Origin of the sequence: Streptomyces sp. TLI_105, from assembly GCF_900105415.1 — a bacterium.
Taxonomy (GTDB): domain Bacteria; phylum Actinomycetota; class Actinomycetes; order Streptomycetales; family Streptomycetaceae; genus Streptomyces.
Map to the genome: position 1 here is coordinate 4963365 of NZ_FNSM01000001.1, position 21181 is coordinate 4984545.

20 protein-coding genes and 1 tRNA gene are annotated in these 21181 nt (G+C 72.0%); 9 read left to right on the forward strand and 12 right to left on the reverse strand.

Translation table 11 applies throughout. The annotated features are described in order from the left end of the window. Positions 1-71 precede the first annotated feature (71 nt). Positions 72-1364 carry an SAM-dependent methyltransferase gene (locus BLW86_RS22775; protein ID WP_093875755.1) on the forward strand — a complete coding sequence of 431 codons (1293 nt, stop codon included), beginning with the start codon at positions 72-74 and terminating at the stop codon, positions 1362-1364. Between the two features lie 52 nt (positions 1365-1416). Here BLW86_RS22775 and BLW86_RS22780 read toward each other — a convergent pair whose 3' ends face one another. Both BLW86_RS22780 and BLW86_RS22785 read right to left on the reverse strand, forming a co-directional pair. Further along, complete coding sequence (locus tag BLW86_RS22780; RefSeq protein WP_093875756.1) at positions 1417-3948, reverse strand: ABC transporter permease; 2532 nt, start codon at positions 3946-3948, stop codon at positions 1417-1419. A 70-nt stretch (positions 3949-4018) separates the two neighbouring features. Next, entirely contained in the window at positions 4019-4789 is a 771-nt protein-coding gene (locus tag BLW86_RS22785; RefSeq protein ID WP_093875757.1) for an ABC transporter ATP-binding protein, read from the reverse strand. A 379-nt stretch (positions 4790-5168) separates the two neighbouring features. On the opposite strand from BLW86_RS22785, the gene BLW86_RS22790 reads away from it, so the two are divergent. Beyond that, positions 5169-5253 (forward strand) — tRNA-Leu (locus BLW86_RS22790). A gap of 10 nt (positions 5254-5263) precedes the next feature. On the opposite strand, the gene BLW86_RS22795 is transcribed toward BLW86_RS22790, so the two are convergent. Next, positions 5264-5872, reverse strand: coding sequence for a hypothetical protein (locus BLW86_RS22795; protein ID WP_093875758.1), 609 nt, complete (start codon positions 5870-5872; stop codon positions 5264-5266). Between the two features lie 153 nt (positions 5873-6025). Between BLW86_RS22795 and BLW86_RS22800 the strand changes: the two genes are divergently transcribed. Then, a complete protein-coding gene (locus BLW86_RS22800) occupies positions 6026-6928 on the forward strand; it encodes a Bax inhibitor-1/YccA family protein (RefSeq protein WP_093875759.1) in 903 nt (300 codons plus the stop codon). Positions 6929-6992: 64 nt separating this feature from the next. Here BLW86_RS22800 and BLW86_RS22805 read toward each other — a convergent pair whose 3' ends face one another. Next, complete coding sequence (locus BLW86_RS22805) at positions 6993-7553, reverse strand: TetR/AcrR family transcriptional regulator (RefSeq protein ID WP_093875760.1); 561 nt, start codon at positions 7551-7553, stop codon at positions 6993-6995. Positions 7554-7655: 102 nt separating this feature from the next. On the opposite strand from BLW86_RS22805, the gene BLW86_RS22810 reads away from it, so the two are divergent. Beyond that, complete coding sequence (locus BLW86_RS22810; RefSeq protein ID WP_093875761.1) at positions 7656-8528, forward strand: alpha/beta fold hydrolase; 873 nt, start codon at positions 7656-7658, stop codon at positions 8526-8528. A 41-nt stretch (positions 8529-8569) separates the two neighbouring features. Next, a complete protein-coding gene (locus BLW86_RS22815) occupies positions 8570-8899 on the forward strand; it encodes a hypothetical protein (RefSeq protein WP_093875762.1) in 330 nt (109 codons plus the stop codon). A gap of 45 nt (positions 8900-8944) precedes the next feature. Here BLW86_RS22815 and BLW86_RS22820 read toward each other — a convergent pair whose 3' ends face one another. The 3 genes from BLW86_RS22820 to BLW86_RS22830 form a co-directional block, all read right to left on the reverse strand. Further along, a complete protein-coding gene (locus BLW86_RS22820; protein WP_093875763.1) occupies positions 8945-9778 on the reverse strand; it encodes a hypothetical protein in 834 nt (277 codons plus the stop codon). A 259-nt stretch (positions 9779-10037) separates the two neighbouring features. Then, entirely contained in the window at positions 10038-11258 is a 1221-nt protein-coding gene (locus BLW86_RS22825; RefSeq protein WP_093875764.1) for an acetyl-CoA C-acetyltransferase, read from the reverse strand. Between the two features lie 427 nt (positions 11259-11685). Next, complete coding sequence (locus tag BLW86_RS22830) at positions 11686-12681, reverse strand: SGNH/GDSL hydrolase family protein (RefSeq protein WP_177181730.1); 996 nt, start codon at positions 12679-12681, stop codon at positions 11686-11688. Positions 12682-12785: 104 nt separating this feature from the next. Here BLW86_RS22830 and BLW86_RS22835 point away from each other — a divergent pair, with 104 nt between their 5' ends. The 3 genes from BLW86_RS22835 (at position 12786) to BLW86_RS22845 (ending at position 15835) form a co-directional block, all read left to right on the forward strand. After that, positions 12786-14174, forward strand: a complete 1389-nt coding sequence (locus BLW86_RS22835; protein ID WP_093875766.1) for a cystathionine beta-synthase — start codon at positions 12786-12788, stop codon at positions 14172-14174. Positions 14175-14463: 289 nt separating this feature from the next. Next, on the forward strand, positions 14464-14925 hold the full coding sequence (locus tag BLW86_RS22840; RefSeq protein ID WP_093875767.1) for a hypothetical protein: 462 nt from the start codon (positions 14464-14466) through the stop codon (positions 14923-14925). A gap of 76 nt (positions 14926-15001) precedes the next feature. Further along, positions 15002-15835: a MurR/RpiR family transcriptional regulator gene (locus tag BLW86_RS22845; RefSeq protein WP_093875768.1), complete on the forward strand. Its 834-nt coding sequence runs from the start codon at positions 15002-15004 to the stop codon at positions 15833-15835. A 21-nt stretch (positions 15836-15856) separates the two neighbouring features. Here BLW86_RS22845 and BLW86_RS22850 read toward each other — a convergent pair whose 3' ends face one another. The 5 genes from BLW86_RS22850 to BLW86_RS22870 all read right to left on the reverse strand — a co-directional run bounded on the left by BLW86_RS22850 (position 15857) and on the right by BLW86_RS22870 (position 19398). Further along, the gene (locus BLW86_RS22850) at positions 15857-16228 is read right to left on the reverse strand and encodes a hypothetical protein (RefSeq protein ID WP_093875769.1); all 372 of its coding nucleotides are present in this window, start codon (positions 16226-16228) and stop codon (positions 15857-15859) included. A 39-nt stretch (positions 16229-16267) separates the two neighbouring features. Continuing rightward, a complete protein-coding gene (locus BLW86_RS22855; RefSeq protein WP_093875770.1) occupies positions 16268-16702 on the reverse strand; it encodes a roadblock/LC7 domain-containing protein in 435 nt (144 codons plus the stop codon). Further along, a complete protein-coding gene (locus tag BLW86_RS22860) occupies positions 16702-17466 on the reverse strand; it encodes a hypothetical protein (RefSeq protein WP_093875771.1) in 765 nt (254 codons plus the stop codon). Before BLW86_RS22860 ends, BLW86_RS22855 begins: the two co-directional genes overlap by 1 nt. Further along, positions 17463-17855 (reverse strand): hypothetical protein, encoded by a 393-nt coding sequence (locus tag BLW86_RS22865; RefSeq protein WP_093875772.1) that lies wholly within the window; start codon positions 17853-17855, stop codon positions 17463-17465. Before BLW86_RS22865 ends, BLW86_RS22860 begins: the two co-directional genes overlap by 4 nt. 205 nt (positions 17856-18060) lie before the next feature. Next, entirely contained in the window at positions 18061-19398 is a 1338-nt protein-coding gene (locus BLW86_RS22870; protein ID WP_093875773.1) for a type III PLP-dependent enzyme domain-containing protein, read from the reverse strand. A 95-nt stretch (positions 19399-19493) separates the two neighbouring features. Between BLW86_RS22870 and hutU the strand changes: the two genes are divergently transcribed. Beyond that, positions 19494-21170, forward strand: coding sequence for a urocanate hydratase (hutU, locus tag BLW86_RS22875; RefSeq protein ID WP_093875774.1), 1677 nt, complete (start codon positions 19494-19496; stop codon positions 21168-21170). Positions 21171-21181 lie beyond the last annotated feature (11 nt).

Here is a 21181-nt window from a genome sequence, read left to right on the forward strand (position 1 = left end):
GCGACGCCTACGGACGGTGTTCCCTTGGTGACGAACATTTCTGGGGCACGAAGATCACGGAGGTGTGCACCATGGCCGACGCCGCGTCGCGGCTGACGACTCTCGCCGAGGAACTCCTCGGCGGACCGCTCCCGGTCCGTCTGCGAGCCTGGGACGGCAGCGAGGCCGGTCCGGTCGGCGGTCCCGTCCTGATCGTCCGCGACCGCCGGGCCCTGCGGAGGATGATCTGGAAGCCCGGCGAACTGGGCCTCGCCCGCGCCTGGGTGGCCGGCGAGCTCGACGTCGAGGGAGACCTCTACGGGCTCCTGGACAGCCTCTCCGGCCTCCTGTGGGAGCGCGGCGAGGAGACCAGGAGCCTGCTGGACTCCGTACGCGACCCCAAGCTGCGCGCCGCCGCCCGTGCCCTGCTGCGGATCGCCGGTCCCCTCCCGCCGCCGAAGCCCCCGGCCGAGGAGATGCGCGGCCGCAGCGGCAACCGGCACAGCAAGCGCCGCGACAAGCAGGCGATCAGTCACCACTACGACGTGGGCAACGACTTCTACGAGCTGGTCCTCGGCCCCTCGATGGTCTACTCGTGCGCGTACTGGACGCCGGACGGCACCCTGGAGGACGCCCAGCGCGACAAGCTGGACCTCATCGCCCGCAAGCTGAACCTCAAGGAGGGCGACCGGCTCCTCGACGTGGGCTGCGGCTGGGGCTCCATGGCCGTCCACGCCGCCCGCGAGTACGGCGCCCAGGTCGTCGGCGTCACCCTCTCCCGCGAGCAGGCCGCCTACGCCCGCAAGCGGATCGCCGACGAGGGCCTCACCGACCTGATCGAGATCCGCGTCCAGGACTACCGGGACGTCACCGACGGCCCGTACGACGCGATCTCCTCGATCGGCATGGCCGAACACGTCGGCGCCGTGAAGTACCGGGAGTACGCCGACACCCTGTACGGCCTCCTCAAGCCCGGCGGACGGCTCCTGAACCACCAGATCTCCCGGCGCCCCGAGCCCGACGAGGAGGCCTACGAGGTCGACGCCTTCATCGACGCGTACGTCTTCCCCGACGGCGAACTCGCCCCCATGGGCCGCACCCTGACGACCCTGGAGGACGCCGGCTTCGAGGTCCGGGACGTGGAGGCGATCCGCGAGCACTACGCGCTGACCCTGCGCCGCTGGGTGGCCAACCTGGAGGCCGACTGGGACCGGGCGGTCCGGCTCACCTCGCCCGGCCGGGCCCGCATCTGGCGGCTCTACATGGCGGCCTCGGCGGTCTCCTTCGAGCGCAACCGGATCGGCGTGAACCAGTTCCTCGCCGTGAAGACCCCGGCCTCGGGGGCGAGCGGCACGGCGCTGCGGCCGCGCGTCTGGCAGGAGTGAGAACACGAAGGGCCGGCCTCCCCGTCGGGGAGACCGGCCCTTCGCGCATCCGCTACTCGGCCTTGATGGCGGAGAGCATGTTCAGCTTGGCGGCGCTCCGGGCCGGCCACAGGGAGGCGAGGACGCCGACCAGGGCGGCCAGGGCCAGGAAGACGCCGACGCGGTCCCACGGGACGACCAGGGCGTAGCCCGGCAGGCTGCTCTCGAAGGTCTTGCCGATGGCCCAGGCGAGGAAGGTGCCGAGGCCGATGCCGACGACCGCGCCGAACACCGAGATGACGACGGCCTCCAGACGGACCATCCGCTTCACCCGGCGCCGGTCGAGACCGATCGCCCGGATCATGCCGATCTCCTGCTGCCGCTCGAAGACGGACATCGCGAGGGTGTTGACGACACCGAGGACGGCGATGATCAGGGCCATCGCGAGCAGGCCGTACATGATGTTCAGCAGGAGGTTGATCTGCCCGCCGAAGGTGTCGCGGATGTCCTTCTGGTCGAGGACGGTGATGGCCGGGTTGTCACCCATGGCCTTGGCGAGCGCCCGCTCGTTCGTGTCGCTCGGGCCGCCGTCGGTGGAGACGAAGATCTGCGGGATGTACGGCTGCGGGTCGTGCGCGTCGAGGATCTTCGCGTCCACGAGGACGGGGGAGAGGAACTCGCTGTCCTCGTAGATCGCGCCGACGGTCAGCGCGCCCTTCTTCTTGTCGAGGTACTCGACCGGGACGCTGGAGCCGACCTTCAGGCCGCGGCTCGCGGCGGTCTTGTCCGCGACGGCGATCCTTCCCTCGCCCAGGGACGCCAGCGAACCGTTCACGACCTCGACCTTGAGGACCTTCTCGATGTCGCCGGGGGTGACGCCGGAGGCCGAGACGTACTTCCCCTTGAGGTCGAAGGCACCGGCCTGCTGCGGGGAGACCGCGGTGACGCCCGGGGCCTTCTCCAGGGCCGTCAGGGCCTCCTGCGACAGGCCGCCGCCGCTGGCCATGGTGACCATGTAGTCGGCCCTGATCTGGTCGACGGTCATCTTGTCCAGAGCCTGGCCGGCGCTGACGCCGATCACCGACAGGCCGGTGACCAGGGTGAGGCCGATCGCGAGCGCGGAGGCGGTGGCGCCGGTGCGGCGCGGGTTGCGGACCGCGTTGAGGCCGGCGAGCTTGCCGGAGATCCCGAAGGCCTTCACGAAGAAGGGGCGGATCAGGGCGATCACGGGCCGCGACAGGAACGGGATGAGGATGATGACGCCGATGAGGGTGGCGAAGGCGCCGCCCGCGATGGTCATGCGGCCCTCGTCGCCGCCGGCGTTCGCGCCGAGCACGATGAGGACGGCACCGATCGCGGTGATCGCGGCGCCGATCGAGTTCCGCACGACCAGGGACTTGGCGGTGGGGGTGGCGTGGACGCTGTTCATCGCGGCGACCGGCGGGATCTTCGCGGCCCGGCGGCCGGGCAGCCAGGCGGCCAGCATGGTGATGACGACGCCGACGCCGAAGGCGGCCACGGCCGGGGTGGCACCGAGGACCAGGTCGCCGTCCGGGACCTTCATGTCGAAGGCGGCCATGCCGGAGCGCAGGGCCACGGCGAGCCCGATGCCGAGGACGTACCCGACGGCGGAGGCGAGCACGCCGACGATGCCGGCCTCGGCCAGAACGGAGCGGGTGATCTGCCTGCGCGAGGCGCCGACCGCGCGCATCAGGGCCAGTTCCTTGGTGCGCTGGGCGACCAGCATGGTGAAGGTGTTGGAGATCAGGAAGATCCCGACGAAGAGCGCGATGCCGGCGAAGCCCAGGAGGACCTGGTTGAGGGCGCCGAGGCCGGCCTCGATGTCCTTGGCCTGCTGGTCGGCGAGGGCCTGGCCGGTCTGTGCGGTGGCCGCCTTCGGGACCACCTTCAGGACCTCGTCACGGAGCTTCTCGGCGTCGGCGCCGGGGGCCGCCGTGACGTTCAGGTCGGAGTAGTAGCCGGCCTTCAGGTAGAGCTTCTGGGCGACGGGGGCGTCGAAGACGACGAGGCTGCCGCCCGCGTTGACGGCGCCGTCCTCCGTGGTGAAGACGCCGGAGAGGGTGAACTCCTTCACCGGACCGTTGGTGGCGACCCGGACCCGGTCGCCGACCTTGTAGCCGCCCTTGTCGGCGGTGTCCTTGTCGAGGGCGACCTGGTCGGCCCGGGTGGGGCCGTTTCCGGTGGTGAAGGCGAGGGCCGGGTCCTTGCCGTCCTTGCCGGGGGCGAAGTTGGTGCCCTTGTTGGACCAGCCGACGCCGATCAGCTTGCCGTTCTTGTCCGGCACGCCGGCGAAGCCGTCGACGCGCGGCGAGACGGCGGTGACGCCGTCGAGCTCGGCGACGTCGTCGACGGTCCGCTGGGAGAGGCCGGGGTTCTTGACGGCCTCCTCCGGGTTCGGCCGCAGGCTGACCGCGACGGCCACGTCGTCGTAGCTCTTCGCCGACTGGTTGCGGAAGGCCTGGGAGAGGGTGTCGGTGAAGACGAGGGTGCCGGAGACGAAGGCCACGCCGAGCATCACGGCGAGGACGGTCATCAGCAGTCTCGCCTTGTGCGCGAGGACGTTGCGCAGGGCGGTACGGAACATGGGTGGGTCCTGGAGTTCGAGGGGGCGACGGGGCGGGGGCGGCTCGGGGCCGCGTCAGCTCGGGGCCGCGTCAGCTCGTACGGCCCTTGGCGTCGAAGGCCTTCATGCGGTCGAGGACGCCGTCCGCCGTCGGGCGCAGCATCTCGTCGACGATCCGGCCGTCCGCGAGGAAGATCACGCGGTCCGCGTAGGAGGCGGCCACCGCGTCGTGGGTGACCATGACGACGGTCTGGCCCAGCTCCCGCACCGAGTTGCGCAGGAAGCCGAGGACCTCGGCGCCCGAGCGGGAGTCCAGGTTTCCGGTGGGCTCGTCGCCGAAGATGATCTCGGGGCGGGAGGCGAGGGCGCGGGCCACGGCCACGCGCTGCTGCTGGCCGCCGGAGAGCTCGGTGGGGCGGTGCTTGAGGCGGCCGGAGAGGCCGAGCATGTCGATGACCTGCTGGACCCACTCCTTGTCGGGCTTGCGGCCCGCGATGTCCATCGGCAGCGTGATGTTCTCCAGGGCCGTCAGCGTCGGCAGCAGGTTGAAGGCCTGGAAGATGAAGCCGATCTTGTCCCGGCGCAGCTGGGTGAGCTGCTTGTCCTTCAGGGTGGAGAGCTCCGTCTCGCCGATCCGGACCGAGCCGGAGGAGAAGGAGTCCAGGCCGGCGACGCAGTGCATGAGCGTCGACTTGCCGGAGCCGGAAGGGCCCATGATCGCGGTGAACTCGCCCTGCCGGAAGTCCACGGTGACATGGTCGAGCGCGACCACCTGGGTCTCGCCGTGTCCGTAGACCTTCGTGAGATCCGTGGCGCGGGCGGCCACCGCGGTGGCGCGGGACACGGTGGGGGTGGTGGTCACGGGGGGACTCCTGTCACTGCGACTGCGATTCGGGAACCCCTCCATCGTGTCGAGCGTTCCGGCCCCGGTCGTCCGCCCACATGCCCGTTCCGGGGGCAGTCTCGAGTCTGACCGGGGGGTCGCTCCGTCCTCCTGAGGTATGACGGCGCCCCTGAGGGACGCCGTCGTGTCGACGTGACAGAAGTGCGACGACTTTTCGTCATTCCAGGGGGTGCGGCTTTGCGCCTGCGACCCCCGTCACAGTTTGGCGGAAGGGCCCCCACCTGCACTGACGCACCCTCAGACGTCAATAAAATAAGACAACATCGGACCGACGTTCCGCTGATCGGGGGAAACCGTCCCGATAGGCTCATGTGCCAACGCGGAGCTTCGCGGCGACGCCCGGATGGTGGAATGCAGACACGGCGAGCTTAAACCTCGCTGGCCTTCGGGCCGTACCGGTTCGAGTCCGGTTCCGGGCACCACGGTTCGCCCCTACGGCAGCCGGTCCAGCAGCCAGGAGCCGTACTCCTTGGAGAGGAGCGGGCCGACCGTGGCCCCGCCCGTCAGGGTCTCGTCGGCGATTCCGTCGCCCAGACCGTCGTCCACGCCCTCGTCGGCGCACCGCAGGAACAGCGGACGCGTCGGCCGTTCGCCCATGCGGCTCAGCTCGGCCTCGTCCTCCAGCTCCGGGGCGGCGGCGTTGTGGGAGAAGAAGACGCCCGTCCGGTGGTCCATCCGTTGGTACTCCATGCCCGCGAGGGCGTAGCGGGCGGCGAGGGCGCCCTGCCCGGTGCCGCCGACGACCAGCGGCACGTCACCGGTGAGTTCCGCGAGCGCGCGCACGACGGTGTTCTGGACGGTCCCGCCGTCACCGGTCATGGAGCCGTCGGCGGGCAGGCCCAGCAGGATCAGGTCGTGGCCGCGCGCCTTCAGCTCCGAGAGGAGCGGGTACGCGTCGTGCTCCGCGCGCGCGGCGAGGTCGGCGAGCTCGACGCCGGCGTCGCCGACCAGGAGCACGGGCCTGGTGAGGCGCGTGTGCGCGGTGAAGACCCAGGCGGTCGCGTTGCGCAGGGTCCAGGTCTCGTTCGGTTCTGCGGTCATGGGGGCGAGCCTGGCGGAGCGACGGCCTCCACCACCGATGAAGATCGAAAACTTACGGGAAAAGATCCTCCCCGAGCACTAGGGAGTTTCTTTTGCCTACGCATTACTCTTGACGCAAGACCGCGCCGCGCGGTCTTGCCATGGAGGAGTGAGATGAGGAGCAGCAACCCGGTCTTCTCGCGACGGGGGTTCAGCCGCGACGCGGGCCACGCGGGCTTCAACGCGCAGCAGCCGCAGGCCGGGGGCCCCGCCGTGGGAACCAACCCGTACGCCACGGGCAACCCCTACGCCCAGGACGCGGCGAACCCGTACGCGACCAACCCGTACGCCCCGCAGGACACCCGGCTCGGCGCCCCGCAGCAGGCCCGCGGCAACGTGATGACGATCGACGACGTCGTGAGCCGTACGGCCATGACGCTCGGCACGGTCGTGGTCACCGCCGTCCTGTCCTGGCTGCTGCTCCCGGTCGACCCGGCGAACCTCGGCAAGTCGTACGGCATCGCCATCGGCGCCGGTCTGGTCGCCCTGGTCCTGTCGCTGGTGCAGTCCTTCAAGCGCAAGCCGTCGCCGGCGCTGATCCTGGGCTACGCCGCCTTCGAGGGCGTCTTCCTCGGCGTGATCTCCGCCGCCGTCTCGACGTACATCGCCGACGGTGTGGTCATCCAGGCGGTCCTGGGCACGATGGCGGTCTTCGCCGGTGTGCTCATCGCCTACAAGATGGGCTGGATCCGCGTCACCCGCCGTTTCTACGGCTTCGTGATGGCCGCCGCGATGGGCTTCGTGCTGCTCATGGCGGTCAACCTGCTGTTCTCGATCTTCGGCGGCGGTGACGGCCTCGGCTTCCGCAGCGGCGGCCTCGGCATCGTCTTCGGCATCGTCGGCATCATCCTCGGTGCCTGCTTCCTCGCCCTCGACTTCAAGCAGGTCGAGGACGGCGTGACCTACGGCGCGCCGCGCGAGGAGGCCTGGCTGGCCGCCTTCGGTCTCACCATGACCCTGGTGTGGATCTACCTGGAGATGCTGCGTCTGCTGTCGATCCTCCAGGGCGACGACTGACGCACCCCCCGACTCGGGGGGAAGGGCCCGTCCGGCTTCGTGCCGGGCGGGCCCTTCCGCGTTCTCAGGGGCGGGCCGCGTCGAGGAGGACGCGGGCCGCAGCCTTCGCCTGGGCGGCCGGCTCCGGGGAGCCGGTGATGCCCGCGACGGCCATGGCGCCGTTGGCGAGCAGGGCCAGCTGGTCGGCGAGGACGGGCGGGGCGCCGAGGGCGTCCGTCTGCTCGGCGAAGTACGCCCGCAGGGCCTCCTTGTGGTCGCGGGCGATCGCGGCGACCGCCGGGGCGACCCCGCCGAGCTCCCCGAAGGCGTTGATGAACGCGCAGCCGCGGAACCCGGGCTCGGCGAACCAGCCGGCCAGCCAGTCGAAGACCGCGAGCGCCCGCTCGTACGGCCCTTCCGCGGTCCGCGCGCCATGGTCGGCGAGCGCCGTCCGCACGGCCTCGTCACGGCGCCGCAGGACGGCCTCGACCAGCAGGTCCTTGGACGGGAAGACCTGATAGAGCCGCTTCAGCGAGACCCCTGAGGCGGTGCGGAGGGCGTCCATGCCGACGGCCTGCACCCCCCGCTCGTCGAAGAGCCGCTCCGCGGTGTCGAGCAGCTTCAGCTCGGCCGTCTCCGCGTCCATCGTCCGATCACCCCTTGCGTGGAGAACCATCGTTCTCCTAGTCTACAGGGCATCGGGAGAACGACCGTTCTCCCGATCGGGAACGACCACGGGGAGACACCCATGTCCGCCTTCGCCCTGCGCGCCCGCACCACCACCGTCGACGGGCTCGACGTCTTCTACCGGGAGGCCGGAGACCCGGCCGCCCCCACCCTCGTCCTGCTGCACGGCTTCCCGTCCAGCTCGCACATGTACCGGGGGCTCATCGCCGAGCTCGCCGACGAGTACCACCTGATCGCCCCGGACCACATCGGCTTCGGCGCCTCCGCCGCACCGGCCGTCGAGGACTTCGAGTACAGCTTCGAGAAGCTCACCGAGATCACCCTCGGGCTCCTCGACCGTCTGGGCGTGGAGAGGTTCGCGCTCTACATCCAGGACTACGGCGCGCCGATCGGGCTGCGGATCGCCTCCCGGCACCCCGAGCGCGTCACCGCGATCGTCAGCCAGAGCGGCAACGCCTACACGGAGGGGTTCACGCCCTTCTGGGACGTGCTCTTCGCCCATGCCCGGGACCGGGCGGCGCACGAGGCGGACGTACGGGAGCTGCTGACCGCCGGGGCCACCCGCTGGCAGTACACCCACGGCGTGCCCGCCGACCGGCTCGACCGGATCTCCCCCGAGACCTGGACCCTGGACCAGGCCGGCCTCGACCGGCCCGGCAACAAGGAGATCCAGCTCCAGCTCTTCTGGGACTACCAGTTCAACCTGGACGGCTACCCGGCCTTCCAGGAGTACTTCCGCACCCACCGGCCGCCGCTGCTCGCGGCCTGGGGGCGCGGCGACGAGATCTTCGGGCCGGCCGGGGCGGAGGCCTTCGCCCGGGACCTGCCCGAGGCCGAGATCCACCTCCTGGACGCCGGGCACTTCGCCCTGGAGACGCACGGCGAGGAGATCGCCGGACTCGTCCGCGACTTCCTCGGCCGGCACGTGAAGTGACCCGTTGGCAGGGGGCCCGGGCGGGCGCGTAGGGTCGCGGGGTGCACGATACGAGTGAACTGACCGCCGCCGTCGAGCGGTTCGCCGACCGGCTGCGGTCCGCTCCCCAGAGCCGCCTCCGGCAGGCCGCGGCGGCCGAAGGGCTGGCCCTCGCCCGCGAGTTGGCGGTGCGCGCCCAGCGCGCCGAGAACCCCGACCGGGAGCCGAGGATCATGCCGGACGCGGGCCTGTTCGCGGTGGGCGACCAACTCGCCGTCGCAGGGAACGATCTGGCCGAGGTCCTGCGAACGGCCCCGGCCGGCTCCTGCGAGGGAGAGCTGGACGAGGCCGTGAGGCTGGTACGAGAGGCCATGGGGCGCGCGGGGCTGTAGGGAGCCGTCCGGGCCGCCTTGCGGGCCTGTGGGGCGACTGCGGGCCTACAGGGAGGCGATCACGCGGTCCGCGAGGATGTAGACGTTCTCCTCGTCCGTGTCGCCGTACGAGAAGGTCAGGGCGAAGGCGCCCGAGACGCCCGAGCCGCCAAGCAGGACCGGAGTGTGGCCCGCGCGCAGGGCCTCGGCGAGGCGCTCCGCGGTCTCGCGGTGGCCGGGGGTCATGCAGAGCGTGGTGCCGTCCGCGAAGACGTACACGTCGAGGGTGCCGAGCGGGCCGGGGCGGACGTCGGTGAGCGCGGTGCGGGTGTCCGCGAGCTCCTCCAGGCGGGCCACCGTCCGCTCGTGGTCGGTGACCACGGGCGTCTGCACCGGCACGAAGTCCGGGTGCGAGGGGTGCCGGCGGCGGGCCGCGGCCAGCTCCGCCGAGTCCTCGGGGTACTCGTCGAAGGAGTCCAGCGCCTCGGGGCCGTCCAGCGCGGCGGCCTCCGCCTCCATGGCCTCCAGGGCCATCGCCTCCAGGCCCACGAAGTCGGCCTGGCGCGGCACGAAGAAGGTGCCGTCGTCGGCCGGGCCGCCCAGACCGCCCAGCAGGGAGGGGGCGTCGGCCGCGTCACGGGCCTCCTGTGCGGCCCAGAAGGCGCGCGCCTCCGCGAGCTCGCGCTCGCGCTCCTCGGCCAGCGCCTCGGCGACCGCGGCCCGTATCTCGGCGGCGGGCGAGGTGCGGGCGGCCGGAACCGTCCCGCCGTGACCGGCGGCCAGCTCGCCCCGGAGGGCGGTGACCTCCTTGCGGAGACCGTGGACGGCGTGCAGGGCAGCAGCGCCCACGGCCGTGGCAGCGGCCGTGGTCAGCAGCAGGGCAAGAGACATGGCGCTCACTGACGTACTCCCGATTCCGAGTCGATCCCCCGACTTCCTACATCAGCTTGTCCCGGGGTGGTGCCCGCTGTCAGTGCATTACGTCACGAATTGGACAGGTATTTCTGCCAGGCGTTTAGTCCCTAAATGGCTCTGACCTGGGAAAACGAACTCCCCCGGGATGTAGGTCACATCCTGGGGGAGATTCGGTCACGGCTCGGACGCGGCGTGGTTGACGCGCTCGGTCCGTGGAGAGCGGGGGCTCAGCTCGGGCGCTCGGTCAGCTCAGTCGCTCGATGACCATGGCCATGCCCTGGCCGCCGCCGACGCACATGGTCTCCAGACCGAACTGCTTGTCGTGGAACTGGAGGCTGTTGATCAGCGTGCCGGTGATCCGGGCGCCGGTCATGCCGAAGGGGTGGCCGACGGCGATGGCGCCACCGTTGACGTTCACCTTGTCCAGGTCCAGGCCCAGGTCCTGGTAGGACGGGATGACCTGGGCGGCGAAGGCCTCGTTGATCTCGGCGAGGTCGATGTCGCCGATCGTCAGGCCGGCGCGCTTGAGGGCCTGCTTCGAGGCCTCGACCGGGCCGAGGCCCATGATCTCGGGGGAGAGGCCGGAGACGCCGGTGGAGACGATCCGGGCCAGCGGGGTCAGACCGAGCTCGCGGGCCTTGGTGTCGGACATGATCACGAGCGCGGCGGCGCCGTCGTTCAACGGGCAGCAGTTGGCGGCGGTGACCAGGCCGTCGGGGCGGAAGACCGGCTTGAGGCCCTGCACGCCCTCCAGGGTGACGCCCGCGCGCGGGCCGTCGTCCGCGGAGACGACCGTGCCGTCCGGCAGCGTCACCGGGGTGATCTCGCGCTCCCAGAAGCCGTTCTTGATGGCCTGCTCGGCGAGGTTCTGCGACCGTACGCCGAACTCGTCCATCTCCTGGCGGCTGATGCCCTTCCAGCGGGCCAGGTTCTCCGCGGTCTGGCCCATCGCGATGTACGCGTCCGGGACGAGGCCGTCCTCGCGCGGGTCGTGCCAGGTGGAGCCCTCGGACTCCGCGACGGCCTTCGTACGGGCCTCCGCCTCGGCGAAGAGCGGGTTGTGCGTGTCGGGCAGGGAGTCCGAGTTGCCCTTCACGAAGCGGGACACCATCTCGACGCCGGCCGAGATGAAGACGTCGCCCTCGCCCGCCTTGATCGCGTGCAGCGCCATGCGGGAGGTCTGCAGCGAGGAGGAGCAGTAACGGGTGATCGTGCAGCCCGGCAGGTGGTCCATGCCCATCTGCACGGCGACGATCCGGCCCAGGTTGTTGCCCTGCTCGCCGCCGGGGAGGCCGCAGCCGAGCATCAGGTCGTCAATGTCGCGCGGGTCCAGCTCCGGCACCTTCGCCAGGGCGGCCTGGACGATGGTCGCGGTGAGGTCGTCCGGCCGCAGGTCCTTGAGGGAGCCCTTGAAGGCCCGGCCGATGGGCGAGCGGGCGGTCGAGACGATCACGGCTTCGGGCATCACGGCTCCATGAGGGTGCGGAGTGAGCGGGCTGAAAGGGAAGTTACCCGTACGTACCGCACGGGTCACCGCTTGGACGGTGTGACACGGACCTCTTTTCTAAGCGAGCGCTCAGTCGCGGAGTCCCCGCGTGCGCGCGCCTGCGGGGCGGTGCCCCGCCCACCTCCGTTGTGGGCATGCGTTCCGCCGGGGCGGAACGGGTGGGCACAACGGAACGGCGCCCTTTGCCGGCGCCAGAGGCTTTCGCGCCCTGACCCGCACCACTGGGTGCGCCGCCCTTGGGAGTGCGGGTCCAGGCACAGAAGGCGGAGCGCGCCCGCAGAGGCGCCGTCCCGTGTGCCCACCCGTCCCGCCCCAGCGGGACGATTGCCCACACGGCGGTGAACGGGGGCACCGCCCCGGTGGGTGTGGACCGCAGCGGGGCGGGTCATGTCTGGACGTCCTCCGGGGAAGGTTCCGGGGGGACCGGGAGGCGGCGTCGGCGGCGGTGCTTCAGGAGGGCCCACGGAGCCCGCGCCCCCGTGACCTCCGTCCCCGCCTCCCGTACCGCCTCCGCCGCCGCCTTCGCCACCGGCAGCATGTTCTCCCGCCGCTCCGGCTCCAGCCGGTCCGCTTCCGGCCAGACGCCCAGCGCGGCGCAGAGCGTCGGCAGGACGGCCATCGCCGCCGTCGCGTACCCCTCCGCCGAGGGGTGGAAGCTGTCGATCCCGAACATCTCGCGCGGGTTCGCCGCGAACTCGGGCCCGAGGAGGTCGCCGAGCGACACGGTCCGGCCACCCTGCTCCACGACCACGATCGTCTGCGCCGCCGCCAGCTGTCGCGAGGCCCGCCGGGCCAGCCAGCGCAGCGGCTGGTAGACGGGCTCGATCGTGCCCAGATCCGGGCAGGTCCCGACCACCACCTCCGCCCCCGCCGTCCGCAGCCGCCGCACGGCCGAGGCGAGCAGCCGCACGGACTCCGTGGGCGGCAGCCGGTGCGTCACGTCGTTCGCGCCGATCATGATCACGCACACGTCCGGCGGCCCGAGCGGCTGCGCGAGCAGCAGTGACACCTGGCGTTCCAGGTCGTCCGAGCGTGCCCCCGAGAGCGCCACGTTCCGCAGGACCACCGGCCGCTCGGCCACGGCCGCGAGCCCGGAGGCGAGGAGCGCGCCCGGCGTCTGACCCGAGCGGCGGACGCCCTGGCCCGCCGCCGTGGAATCACCCAGAAGGGCCAGCCGCAGCGGGTCCTCCGTGCCGAAGGCGCGGCCGTAGAGGCCGTCCGCCACCGGCGGCAGCGGTGCCGGGGCGCCGTAGACCGTACGCTTGGCCAGCTGCGCCTCGGCCAGGAGGATCCCCACCGCCGCCACACCGATCAGCCCGATGCTCCCGCCGCCGTACGCCGCACCCGCCGCGATCCGCCGCGCCACCCTCGCCCTCGACATGGGGGCCGTCACCTCCTTCAAGCCGTTCAGGGTCTAACTGCCCCGTAACCCGCTCCGACTACGCATACGCTGGCCACACCATTACGGAGACCCCGGAGATTACGGTGCAATTCCACGACTCGATGATCAGCCTCGTCGGCAACACCCCGCTGGTGAAGCTCAACAACGTCACAGCGGGCATTCAGGCGACCGTTCTGGCCAAGGTCGAGTACTTCAACCCCGGAGGCTCGGTCAAGGACCGGATCGCCCTGCGCATGATCGAGGCGGCGGAGCAGAGCGGTGAGCTCAAGCCCGGCGGCACCATCGTCGAGCCCACGTCCGGCAACACCGGCGTCGGCCTGGCGATCGTGGCCCAGCAGAAGGGCTACAAGTGCATCTTCGTCTGCCCCGACAAGGTGTCGCTCGACAAGATCAATGTGCTGCGGGCCTACGGCGCCGAGGTCGTGGTCTGCCCCACGGCCGTCGACCCCGAGCACCCCGACTCGTACTACAACGTCTCGGACCGCCTCGTCCGTGAGACGCCGGGCGCCTGGAAGCCCGACCAGTACTCGAACCCGAACAACCCGCGCTCGCACTACGAGACCACCGGTCCCGAGCTGTGGGAGCAGACGGACGGGAAGATCACCCACTTCGTCGCGGGCGTCGGCACCGGCGGCACGATCTCCGGCACCGGCAACTACCTCAAGGAGGTCAGCGGCGGGAAGGTGAAGGTCATCGGCGCGGACCCGGAGGGCTCGGTCTACTCGGGCGGTTCCGGCCGTCCGTACCTGGTCGAGGGCGTCGGCGAGGACTTCTGGCCGACCGCGTACGACCGGAACGTCACGGACCGGATCGTCGCGGTGTCCGACAAGGACTCCTTCCAGATGACCCGCCGCCTCGCCAAGGAGGAGGGCCTCCTCGTCGGCGGCTCCTGCGGCATGGCCGTCGTCGCGGCCCTGGAGGTCGCCAAGGAGCTCGGGCCGGACGACGTCGTCGTCGTGCTGCTGCCGGACTCGGGCCGCGGCTACATGTCGAAGATCTTCAGCGACGAGTGGATGGCCGGGCACGGCTTCCTGGAGGACACCTCCACCGCCACCGTCGCCGACGTCCTGCGCCACAAGGAGGGCGGCATGCCGTCCCTCGTCCACATGCACCCGGACGAGACCGTGGGCCAGGCCATCGAGGTGCTGCGCGAGTACGGCGTCTCCCAGATGCCCATCGTGAAGCCCGGCGCCGGCCACCCGGACGTCATGGCGGCCGAGGTCGTCGGCTCGGTCGTCGAGCGCGAGCTCCTCGACCACCTCTTCACCAAGAAGGCCTCCCTGGAGGACCCGCTGGAGCAGCACATGAGCGCGCCGCTGCCGCAGGTCGGCTCGGGCGAGCCGGTCGCCGACCTGATGTCCGTCCTCGGCGAGTCCGCCGACGCGGCGATCGTGCTGGTCGAGGGCAAGCCGACGGGTGTGGTGAGCCGTCAGGACCTGCTGGCCTTCCTGGCCAACGGCGGTACGAAGTAGCACGAGAGCCGTTCGCGCAACCGGTACGAGGGCGACACGTGCCCGCAGCACCGGCTTAACACGCGTACGGCACATTGGTGGTCGTCGGCGTCACGGACTTCCGGAGCGGCTCCCGGGTTTCTGCCAGACGCCGCGGACGCGGAGACCGGCCCTGACCCGGTCCCGTGTCCCCCGCGGGGACCGCCGTCGTCCCGCCCCCCGGTGACGGGGGTGCGGCGGTCCCCGCGCAATCCCCCCGTCCTGCGAACGGGCCCCGCGCGCGGTCCTTCCCCCGTAGTCTCGGGAAGCAGTGAAAACCGAACGCAGGGGCGGAACCGCACTCGGGGCCAAGGTCCTCGGTGCGGTTCTGCTCATCCCCGCCGTGGCGCTGGCCGCCTGCTCCGTCGTCGCCGACCACTGCCAGGAGGCCCGGGAGCGGGACGCCTTCGAGGCCACCCGGGAGGACGCGGCGCGGTTCGCCGACGCCCTCGTCGCCGAGAAGGGCCTCACGCCCACCGACCAGGACGTACGGGACGCCCTCGACCACTTCGCCGGCCACGGCCCGCACCTCGGGGCGCCCGCCGTGGTGCGCCCCGTGGAGGGGGGCACCCGGGTCTTCGTCCCCTTCTCCCGCAGGTACGAGCGGACCGTGCCCGTGTTCGGTCCGGCCGACGCCGTGGCCACCCGCTGTTTCACCATCGACCTCCCGAAGGCCGGCCCGGCCCGGCCCCGGGTGACGGCCCACGACTCCGGTGAGCCCTGCCACGGGTGACACCCCTGCCGCGCGCCACCCGATGTGCATATCCTTATGCAGGAGCTTCGTGGATGAATAGGGGAAAGGGGGCGGCATGAGCGACAGCCCGGCCGGCCGGCTGCAGGCGCTCTTCGAGGGGCACCGGCTGACACCGACGCAGCGGCGGATCGCGCACTGCATGGTGCGGCGCGCCGGTGACGTGCCGTTCCTGTCCAGCGTCGAGCTCGCCGAACTCGCCGGCGTCAGCCAGCCCTCCGTCACCCGCTTCGCCGTCGCCCTCGGCTTCGACGGCTACCCGGCGCTGCGCAAGCACCTGCGGGAGAGCATGCCGGCGGCCGCCGAGGAGGCCTCGGGCCTCAACGAGTACCAGCAGGCCGTCCTCGCCGAGATCGAGAACCTCCAGCACCTCGCCGGGCTCCTCGCCGACCCCGCCCCCGTCGAGCGGGCCGGCCGGCTCCTCGCCGGCTCCCGCCCGCTCCTCGTGCTCGGGCTGCGGGCCGCCTCCTCGCAGGCGCGGGGCTTCGCCTACTTCGCCGCCAAGGTGCACCCGGACGTCCGGCTCCTCGACGAGGGCGGCTCGATGCTCACGGACCGCGTCGACGCGGCCGTACGGGCCGGGGCCACGGCCCTGCTCTGCTTCGCGCTGCCCCGGCACCCCCGGGAGGTCGTCGAGGCCCTGGAGTACGCGCGGAAGGCCGGGCTCACGGTCGTGACCGTCGCCGAGTCGGCGTTCGCGCCCGTCGCCGCCCACAGCGACCTGCTGATCCCCGCCGCCGTCGGCACCGGACTCGCCTTCGACACCGCCTGCGCGCCGATGCTGCTCGGCCGGGTCCTCCTGGAGGCCATGGCGGACGAACTCCCCGACGCGCAGGCGCGCCTGGAGGAGTTCGACACGAAGGCGGCGACCCGGGGCCTGTTCGTCGAGTAGGTCCCCGCGCGCGTGAGGCGGTCAGACCTCCAGTTCGGCCTCGATCTTCTTCAGCTGGTGGCGGGCCATCGCCAGGTTCGCGCGGCTCTTGTCGAGCGCCAGGTAGAGGAAGAGGCCGTTGGTGCCGCGTCCCTTGAGCAGCCGGATCAGGTGGTACTGGCCGCCGAGCGTGATCAGGATGTCCTCGATGTCGTCCTGGAGCCCCAGCATCTCCATCGTCCGGACCTTGGCCCGGACGACGTCGGTGTTGCCCGCCGCGGCCATGTTCAGGTCGAGGTCCTTGCCGCCGCCGATCGTGCCGAGCGCCATGCCGCTGGTGTAGTCGACGAGGGCCGCGCCGATCGCGCCTTCGATCGTGACGGCTTCCTTGAGGGAGGTCTCGGTGTTCGCCATGGTGTCGTACTTCTTCCTTCTCGTTGCTGTTGGGACGGTTCAGTTCAGGTCTTTGCGTTCCAGCGCGCCGTCGACGAGCTCCGCTATCCGGGCGCTGGACCTGCGGGCCTCCAGATGGAGCCGGCCCACGTTGATCCGGGGTTCGGCGAGCAGCGTCAGGACGGCCGAGCCGCCCGCCGCGTACGTCGCCACGTAGCCGTCCTCGCCGCGTACGAGCAGCTCGCGGAAGCGGCCCTGCCCGGTGGTGTCGGTCAGCCGCTGCCCGACGCCGAGCGCCGCCGCGGTCAGCGCGGCCACGGTCTCCGCCTCGCCGTCCACCGTGTCGTGGGCGAGGACGAGGCCGTCGGCGCTGGCCGCCAGGGCCCCGGTGAGCTGGGGCAGCCGCGCCCGCAGCCGTCTGAGCTCGCCGAGGACCTCGGCTTCTGCCGTCATGAGCTGTCTCCTCTCGGCGCGCATGCGCAGGGCACGCCTCATCACAGGTGTGCCTCCAGGGCGTCACGGAGCCGGCGCAGCAGGGCGATGTCGGGATCGGCCACCGGCAGGGCCGACAACGGCGTCGGCGGCGGGGGCGTGGGTGGGGATTCGAGCGGTGTCTCGACGAGCCCGGCCGCGGCCAGGCGCCGCACGTCGAGCAGCGTGTGGAAGGCGGGCCGGCCGAGCAGCCGGGCCAGCTCCGCCGGGGTCCGCTCCCCGTCGGCGGCGGCGAGCAGCGCGCGCTGCCGCGCCCCCACGGTCTGGCCGGGGGAGGCGGGGCGCGGCACGACCGGGGCGGTGTCCACGGCGGCGTACGGCCAGACGGCGTCGAGGAGTTCGCGGCGGCGGACGGTCTCGCGCTCGACGGCCTCGGCGGAGACCGGCCGCACCGTCCCGAACCAGTGCCCCACCCCGTACCGGAAGCGGGTCGGCCCGCTGGTGGGGGAGAGGGCGAAGAAGGCCGCGTCGAAGACGGCGCCGAGGTGGCAGATCTCCAGCTCGCCGTCGTGCAGCCGGCCGCTGTCGACGAGGAAGCGGCCGACCGCGCGGTGCGCCCCGGCCCGGTCGACGGCCTCGTCCCAGCCCTCGCGGGGCAGCCGGCCGCCGGTGGTGAGGAGGACGTCGACGCCGGGGGCGGCGGGCGACTCCGCGTGCACGACCCGGCCGTCGACGAGGTAGAGCGTGCCGTGGTCGCGCAACAGGGCGCCGGTGGCCTTCTCGGCGGCGAGCCGGACCAGCATCGGGGAGACGGCCGTCCTGCTCATCCCAGGACCAGTCTCTCGGCGAGGTCGCGGAGCCGGAGCCGGGCGAGGGCGAGGTTGCCCGAGTCGCGGTCGAGCCAGAGGTGGAGGAAGACGCTGCTGTCGAAGGAGGTCTCGACGAAGCGGAGGACGTGGTAGCCGGCGCGGGTGGTGAGGATCAGGTCCTCGACGGGAAGATCCGCCCCGGGGTCGCCGTCCGCCGCCGTGAAGGAGTCGAACTCGGCGGCGGAACGGGCCAGTTCGGCGGTCTCGGCGGCCGTCGTCTCGTGGTCGCCGACCGGTGAGTCGCCCGCCGTGCCGAGAGCGAGCCCGCTGGTCCAGTCGACCAGGGAGGCGCCCCGGGCCCCCGGCAGGGCCATGGCCTCCAGGAGGCACTCGTCGATTCCGGGCACGCGGATTCCCCTCCCGATGCGGCGTGCGAACGTGCGGCAGTGACGGTGACGCTACTGAACGTTCCGCTCCGGTGGGGGCGTTCTGGCATTTTCCATCGGAACATGCCGCTGTCTGACTCGAATTGGCCCGAGCGGGCCCGGATCGGCCGCGCGACTCCACGGATCGGCCGCGCGGCTCCCCGGCGTTCGCGATGCCGGACGGGCCCTACCCGACGGGCTGGCGGACCAGCGCGTCCGCCCGTTCCCCGCCCGCCTCGGCGACGATCTCGTCGAGCGTCTGCGCCCTGCGCACGGTCGTGAACGTCACCGCCCCGTCGCCGTCGACCGTGAAGCCGTGGATCCCGGGCCGGGGCAGGCTGTTGTACGCGTAGTGGTGGGCGAAGTAGTACGCGCCGGTGTCCGGGACCGCCACGACGTCGCCCGGGTGCAGCAGCGGCAGCGCGCGGCCCGTGGCGAGCAGGTCCCCGGCGAAGCAGGCGGGGCCCGCCACGTCCTGGACGGTGACGTCCCCGGTGCGGGGGCGGCCCCCGGAGTCGTACGCGAGGACGCGCAGGGGCCAGGAGCCGGGGGCGTAGACCGTGCGGGCGGCCAGCTGCGCGCCCGCGTGGGTGACGGCGATCGGGCGGCCGCCGGAGGTCTTCGTGTACTCCACCCGGGCGAGGACCGTGCCGTGCTTGGCGAGCAGGGAGCGCCCGAACTCGGTGACGAGCCGGTAGCGGCCGTCGAAGAGCCCGGGGACGGTGTCGGCGAGCAGCCGGGCGTACTCCGCGTACGTCGGCGTCTCCTCGTCGGAGGCGAAGTTCACCGGCAGCCCGCCGCCGATGTCGAGGGTGTCGACCTGCCGCCGGCCGGCCTCCCGGTTGATCTCCTCGGCGAGCGCGTACGCCTCCCCGACCCCCTGGGCCATGAGGGCGAGCGGGATGCCCTGGGAGCCGGTGTGGGTGTGCAGCCGGGTCAGCCAGGGCCGGTCCAGGAAGGCCCGGACGACGGTCTCGCGTGCGCCCTCGTCGCGGAGCGCCACGCCGAACTTGGAGGTGGCGGTCGCGGTCGAGAGCGCGCTGATGGAACCGGCTCCGACCTGCGGGTTCACCCGGAGGCCGAGCGGTGAGGCGGTGGGGGCGGAGGCGACGAGCGCGTCGAGCCTGGCCAGCTCCTGGAGGTTGTCGGCGTTGACGGCGATCCCGAGCGCGAGGGCCTGGCGGAGCTCGGCCGGGGTCTTGGCGGGGGAGTCGAGCACGGTCCGCGCGGGCGGGACGCCGGCCGCGCGGGCGAGGGCCAGCTCGCCGGGGCTCGCGACCTCGACGCCGAGCCCCGCCTCGTGGAGCAGGCGCAGGACGGGGACGAGCGGGGCGGCCTTCGCGGCGAAGGCGTGCAGCACGGGCGCGTCGGTGACGGCGGCGAAGGCGCTGGTCAGGGCGGTGGCGGAGGCGCGGATGCCGGCGGTGTCGAGGAGGGCGACGACCGGCTGCGCGGGGGAGAGGAGTCCTTGGTCGACGGAGGCTCGGACGGCGAGATCACGGCGGTAGGAGGCCATGCGGCCCATCCTCGTCCATCGTCCGGCCGGGGCGCCCTGTTGACTACAACTATTCAGCGCGACAAGATGTGAATATCTGAACGACATTCCGAGGAGGCACCCCCATGTCAGGACCCCGCCCCGTACGAGCAGCCCGCGGTACGGAACTGAGCGCCCTGGGATGGCAGCAGGAAGCCGCCCTCCGGATGCTCCAGAACAACCTCGACCCCGAGGTCGCCGAGCACCCCGACAAGCTCGTCGTCTACGGCGGCACCGGCAAGGCCGCCCGCGACTGGCGCTCCTTCGACGCCATGGTCCGCACCCTGCGCACCCTCAAGCAGGACGAGACGATGCTCGTCCAGTCCGGCCGCCCCGTCGGCGTCATGCAGACCCACGAGTGGGCCCCCCGCGTCCTCCTCGCCAACTCCAACCTGGTCGGCGACTGGGCCAACTGGGAGGAGTTCCGCCGCCTGGAGCACCTCGGCCTCACCATGTACGGCCAGATGACCGCCGGCTCCTGGATCTACATCGGCACCCAGGGCATCCTCCAGGGCACCTACGAGACCTTCGCGGCCGTCGCCGCCAAGAAGTTCGGCGGCACCCTCGCCGGGACGATCACCCTCACCGCCGGCCTCGGCGGCATGGGCGGCGCCCAGCCCCTCGCCGTGACGATGAACGACGGCGTCGCCATCTGCATCGACGTCGACCCGCGCGCCATCGAGCGCCGCATCGAGCACCGCTACCTGGACGTCAAGGCCGACAACCTCGCCCACGCCCTCCAGCTCGCCGTCGAGGCCCGCGACGCCCGCCGCCCGCTCTCCATCGGCCTCCTCGGCAACGCCGCCGAGCTGCTCCCGCAGATGCTCGCCGAGGGCGCCCCCATCGACATCGTGACCGACCAGACCTCGGCCCACGACCCGCTCTCGTACCTCCCCGTCGGCGTCGCCTTCGACGACATGGCCGACGCCGCCGCCAAGGACCCGGCCGGCTTCACCCAGCGCTCCCGCGAGTCGATGGCCAAGCACGTCGAGGCCATGGTCGGCTTCATGGACGCCGGCGCCGAGGTCTTCGACTACGGCAACTCGATCCGCGGCGAGGCCCAGCTGGCCGGCTACGACCGCGCCTTCGCCTTCCCCGGCTTCGTCCCCGCCTACATCCGCCCGCTGTTCTGCGAGGGCAAGGGCCCCTTCCGCTGGGCCGCCCTCTCCGGCGAGGCCTCGGACATCCACAAGACCGACAAGGCGATCCTCGACCTCTTCCCGGAGAACGAGTCCCTCCACCGCTGGATCAAGATGGCCGGCGAGCGCGTCCACTTCCAGGGCCTGCCCGCCCGCATCTGCTGGCTCGGCCAGGGCGAGCGCGACAAGGCGGGCTCCATGTTCAACGACATGGTCGCCGACGGCACCCTCGCCGCGCCCCTCGCGATCGGCCGCGACCACCTCGACTGCGGCTCCGTCGCCTCCCCGTACCGCGAGACCGAGGCCATGCTCGACGGCTCCGACGCCATCGCCGACTGGCCGCTGCTCAACGCCATGGTCAACGTCGCCTCCGGCGCGTCCTGGGTCTCCATCCACCACGGCGGCGGCGTCGGCATGGGCCGCTCCATCCACGCCGGCCAGGTCTCGGTCGCCGACGGCACGAAGCTCGCGGGCGAGAAGATCCGCCGCGTGCTCACCAACGACCCCGGCATGGGCGTCATCCGCCACGTCGACGCCGGCTACGACATCGCCGAGCGCGTCGCCGACGAGAAGGGCGTCCGCGTCCCGATGCGCGAGGGCGGCGCCGAGGAAGGCTCGGCGTGAGCCAGTCCTTC

Excerpts from the sequence above, each read along its gene's own strand:
- BLW86_RS22775 (WP_093875755.1), top strand. The coding sequence starts at position 72 with ATGGCCGACGCCGCGTCGCGGCTGACGACTCTCGCCGAGGAACTCCTC.
- BLW86_RS22780 (WP_093875756.1), bottom strand. The coding sequence starts at position 3,948 with ATGTTCCGTACCGCCCTGCGCAACGTCCTCGCGCACAAGGCGAGACTG.
- BLW86_RS22795 (WP_093875758.1), bottom strand. The coding sequence starts at position 5,872 with ATGACCGCAGAACCGAACGAGACCTGGACCCTGCGCAACGCGACCGCC.
- BLW86_RS22800 (WP_093875759.1), top strand. The coding sequence starts at position 6,026 with ATGAGGAGCAGCAACCCGGTCTTCTCGCGACGGGGGTTCAGCCGCGAC.
- BLW86_RS22805 (WP_093875760.1), bottom strand. The coding sequence starts at position 7,553 with ATGGACGCGGAGACGGCCGAGCTGAAGCTGCTCGACACCGCGGAGCGG.
- BLW86_RS22810 (WP_093875761.1), top strand. The coding sequence starts at position 7,656 with ATGTCCGCCTTCGCCCTGCGCGCCCGCACCACCACCGTCGACGGGCTC.
- BLW86_RS22825 (WP_093875764.1), bottom strand. The coding sequence starts at position 11,258 with ATGCCCGAAGCCGTGATCGTCTCGACCGCCCGCTCGCCCATCGGCCGG.
- BLW86_RS22830 (WP_177181730.1), bottom strand. The coding sequence starts at position 12,681 with ATGTCGAGGGCGAGGGTGGCGCGGCGGATCGCGGCGGGTGCGGCGTAC.
- BLW86_RS22845 (WP_093875768.1), top strand. The coding sequence starts at position 15,002 with ATGAGCGACAGCCCGGCCGGCCGGCTGCAGGCGCTCTTCGAGGGGCAC.
- BLW86_RS22850 (WP_093875769.1), bottom strand. The coding sequence starts at position 16,228 with ATGGCGAACACCGAGACCTCCCTCAAGGAAGCCGTCACGATCGAAGGC.
- BLW86_RS22855 (WP_093875770.1), bottom strand. The coding sequence starts at position 16,702 with ATGAGGCGTGCCCTGCGCATGCGCGCCGAGAGGAGACAGCTCATGACG.
- BLW86_RS22860 (WP_093875771.1), bottom strand. The coding sequence starts at position 17,466 with ATGAGCAGGACGGCCGTCTCCCCGATGCTGGTCCGGCTCGCCGCCGAG.
- BLW86_RS22870 (WP_093875773.1), bottom strand. The coding sequence starts at position 19,398 with ATGGGCCGCATGGCCTCCTACCGCCGTGATCTCGCCGTCCGAGCCTCC.
- hutU (WP_093875774.1), top strand. The coding sequence starts at position 19,494 with ATGTCAGGACCCCGCCCCGTACGAGCAGCCCGCGGTACGGAACTGAGC.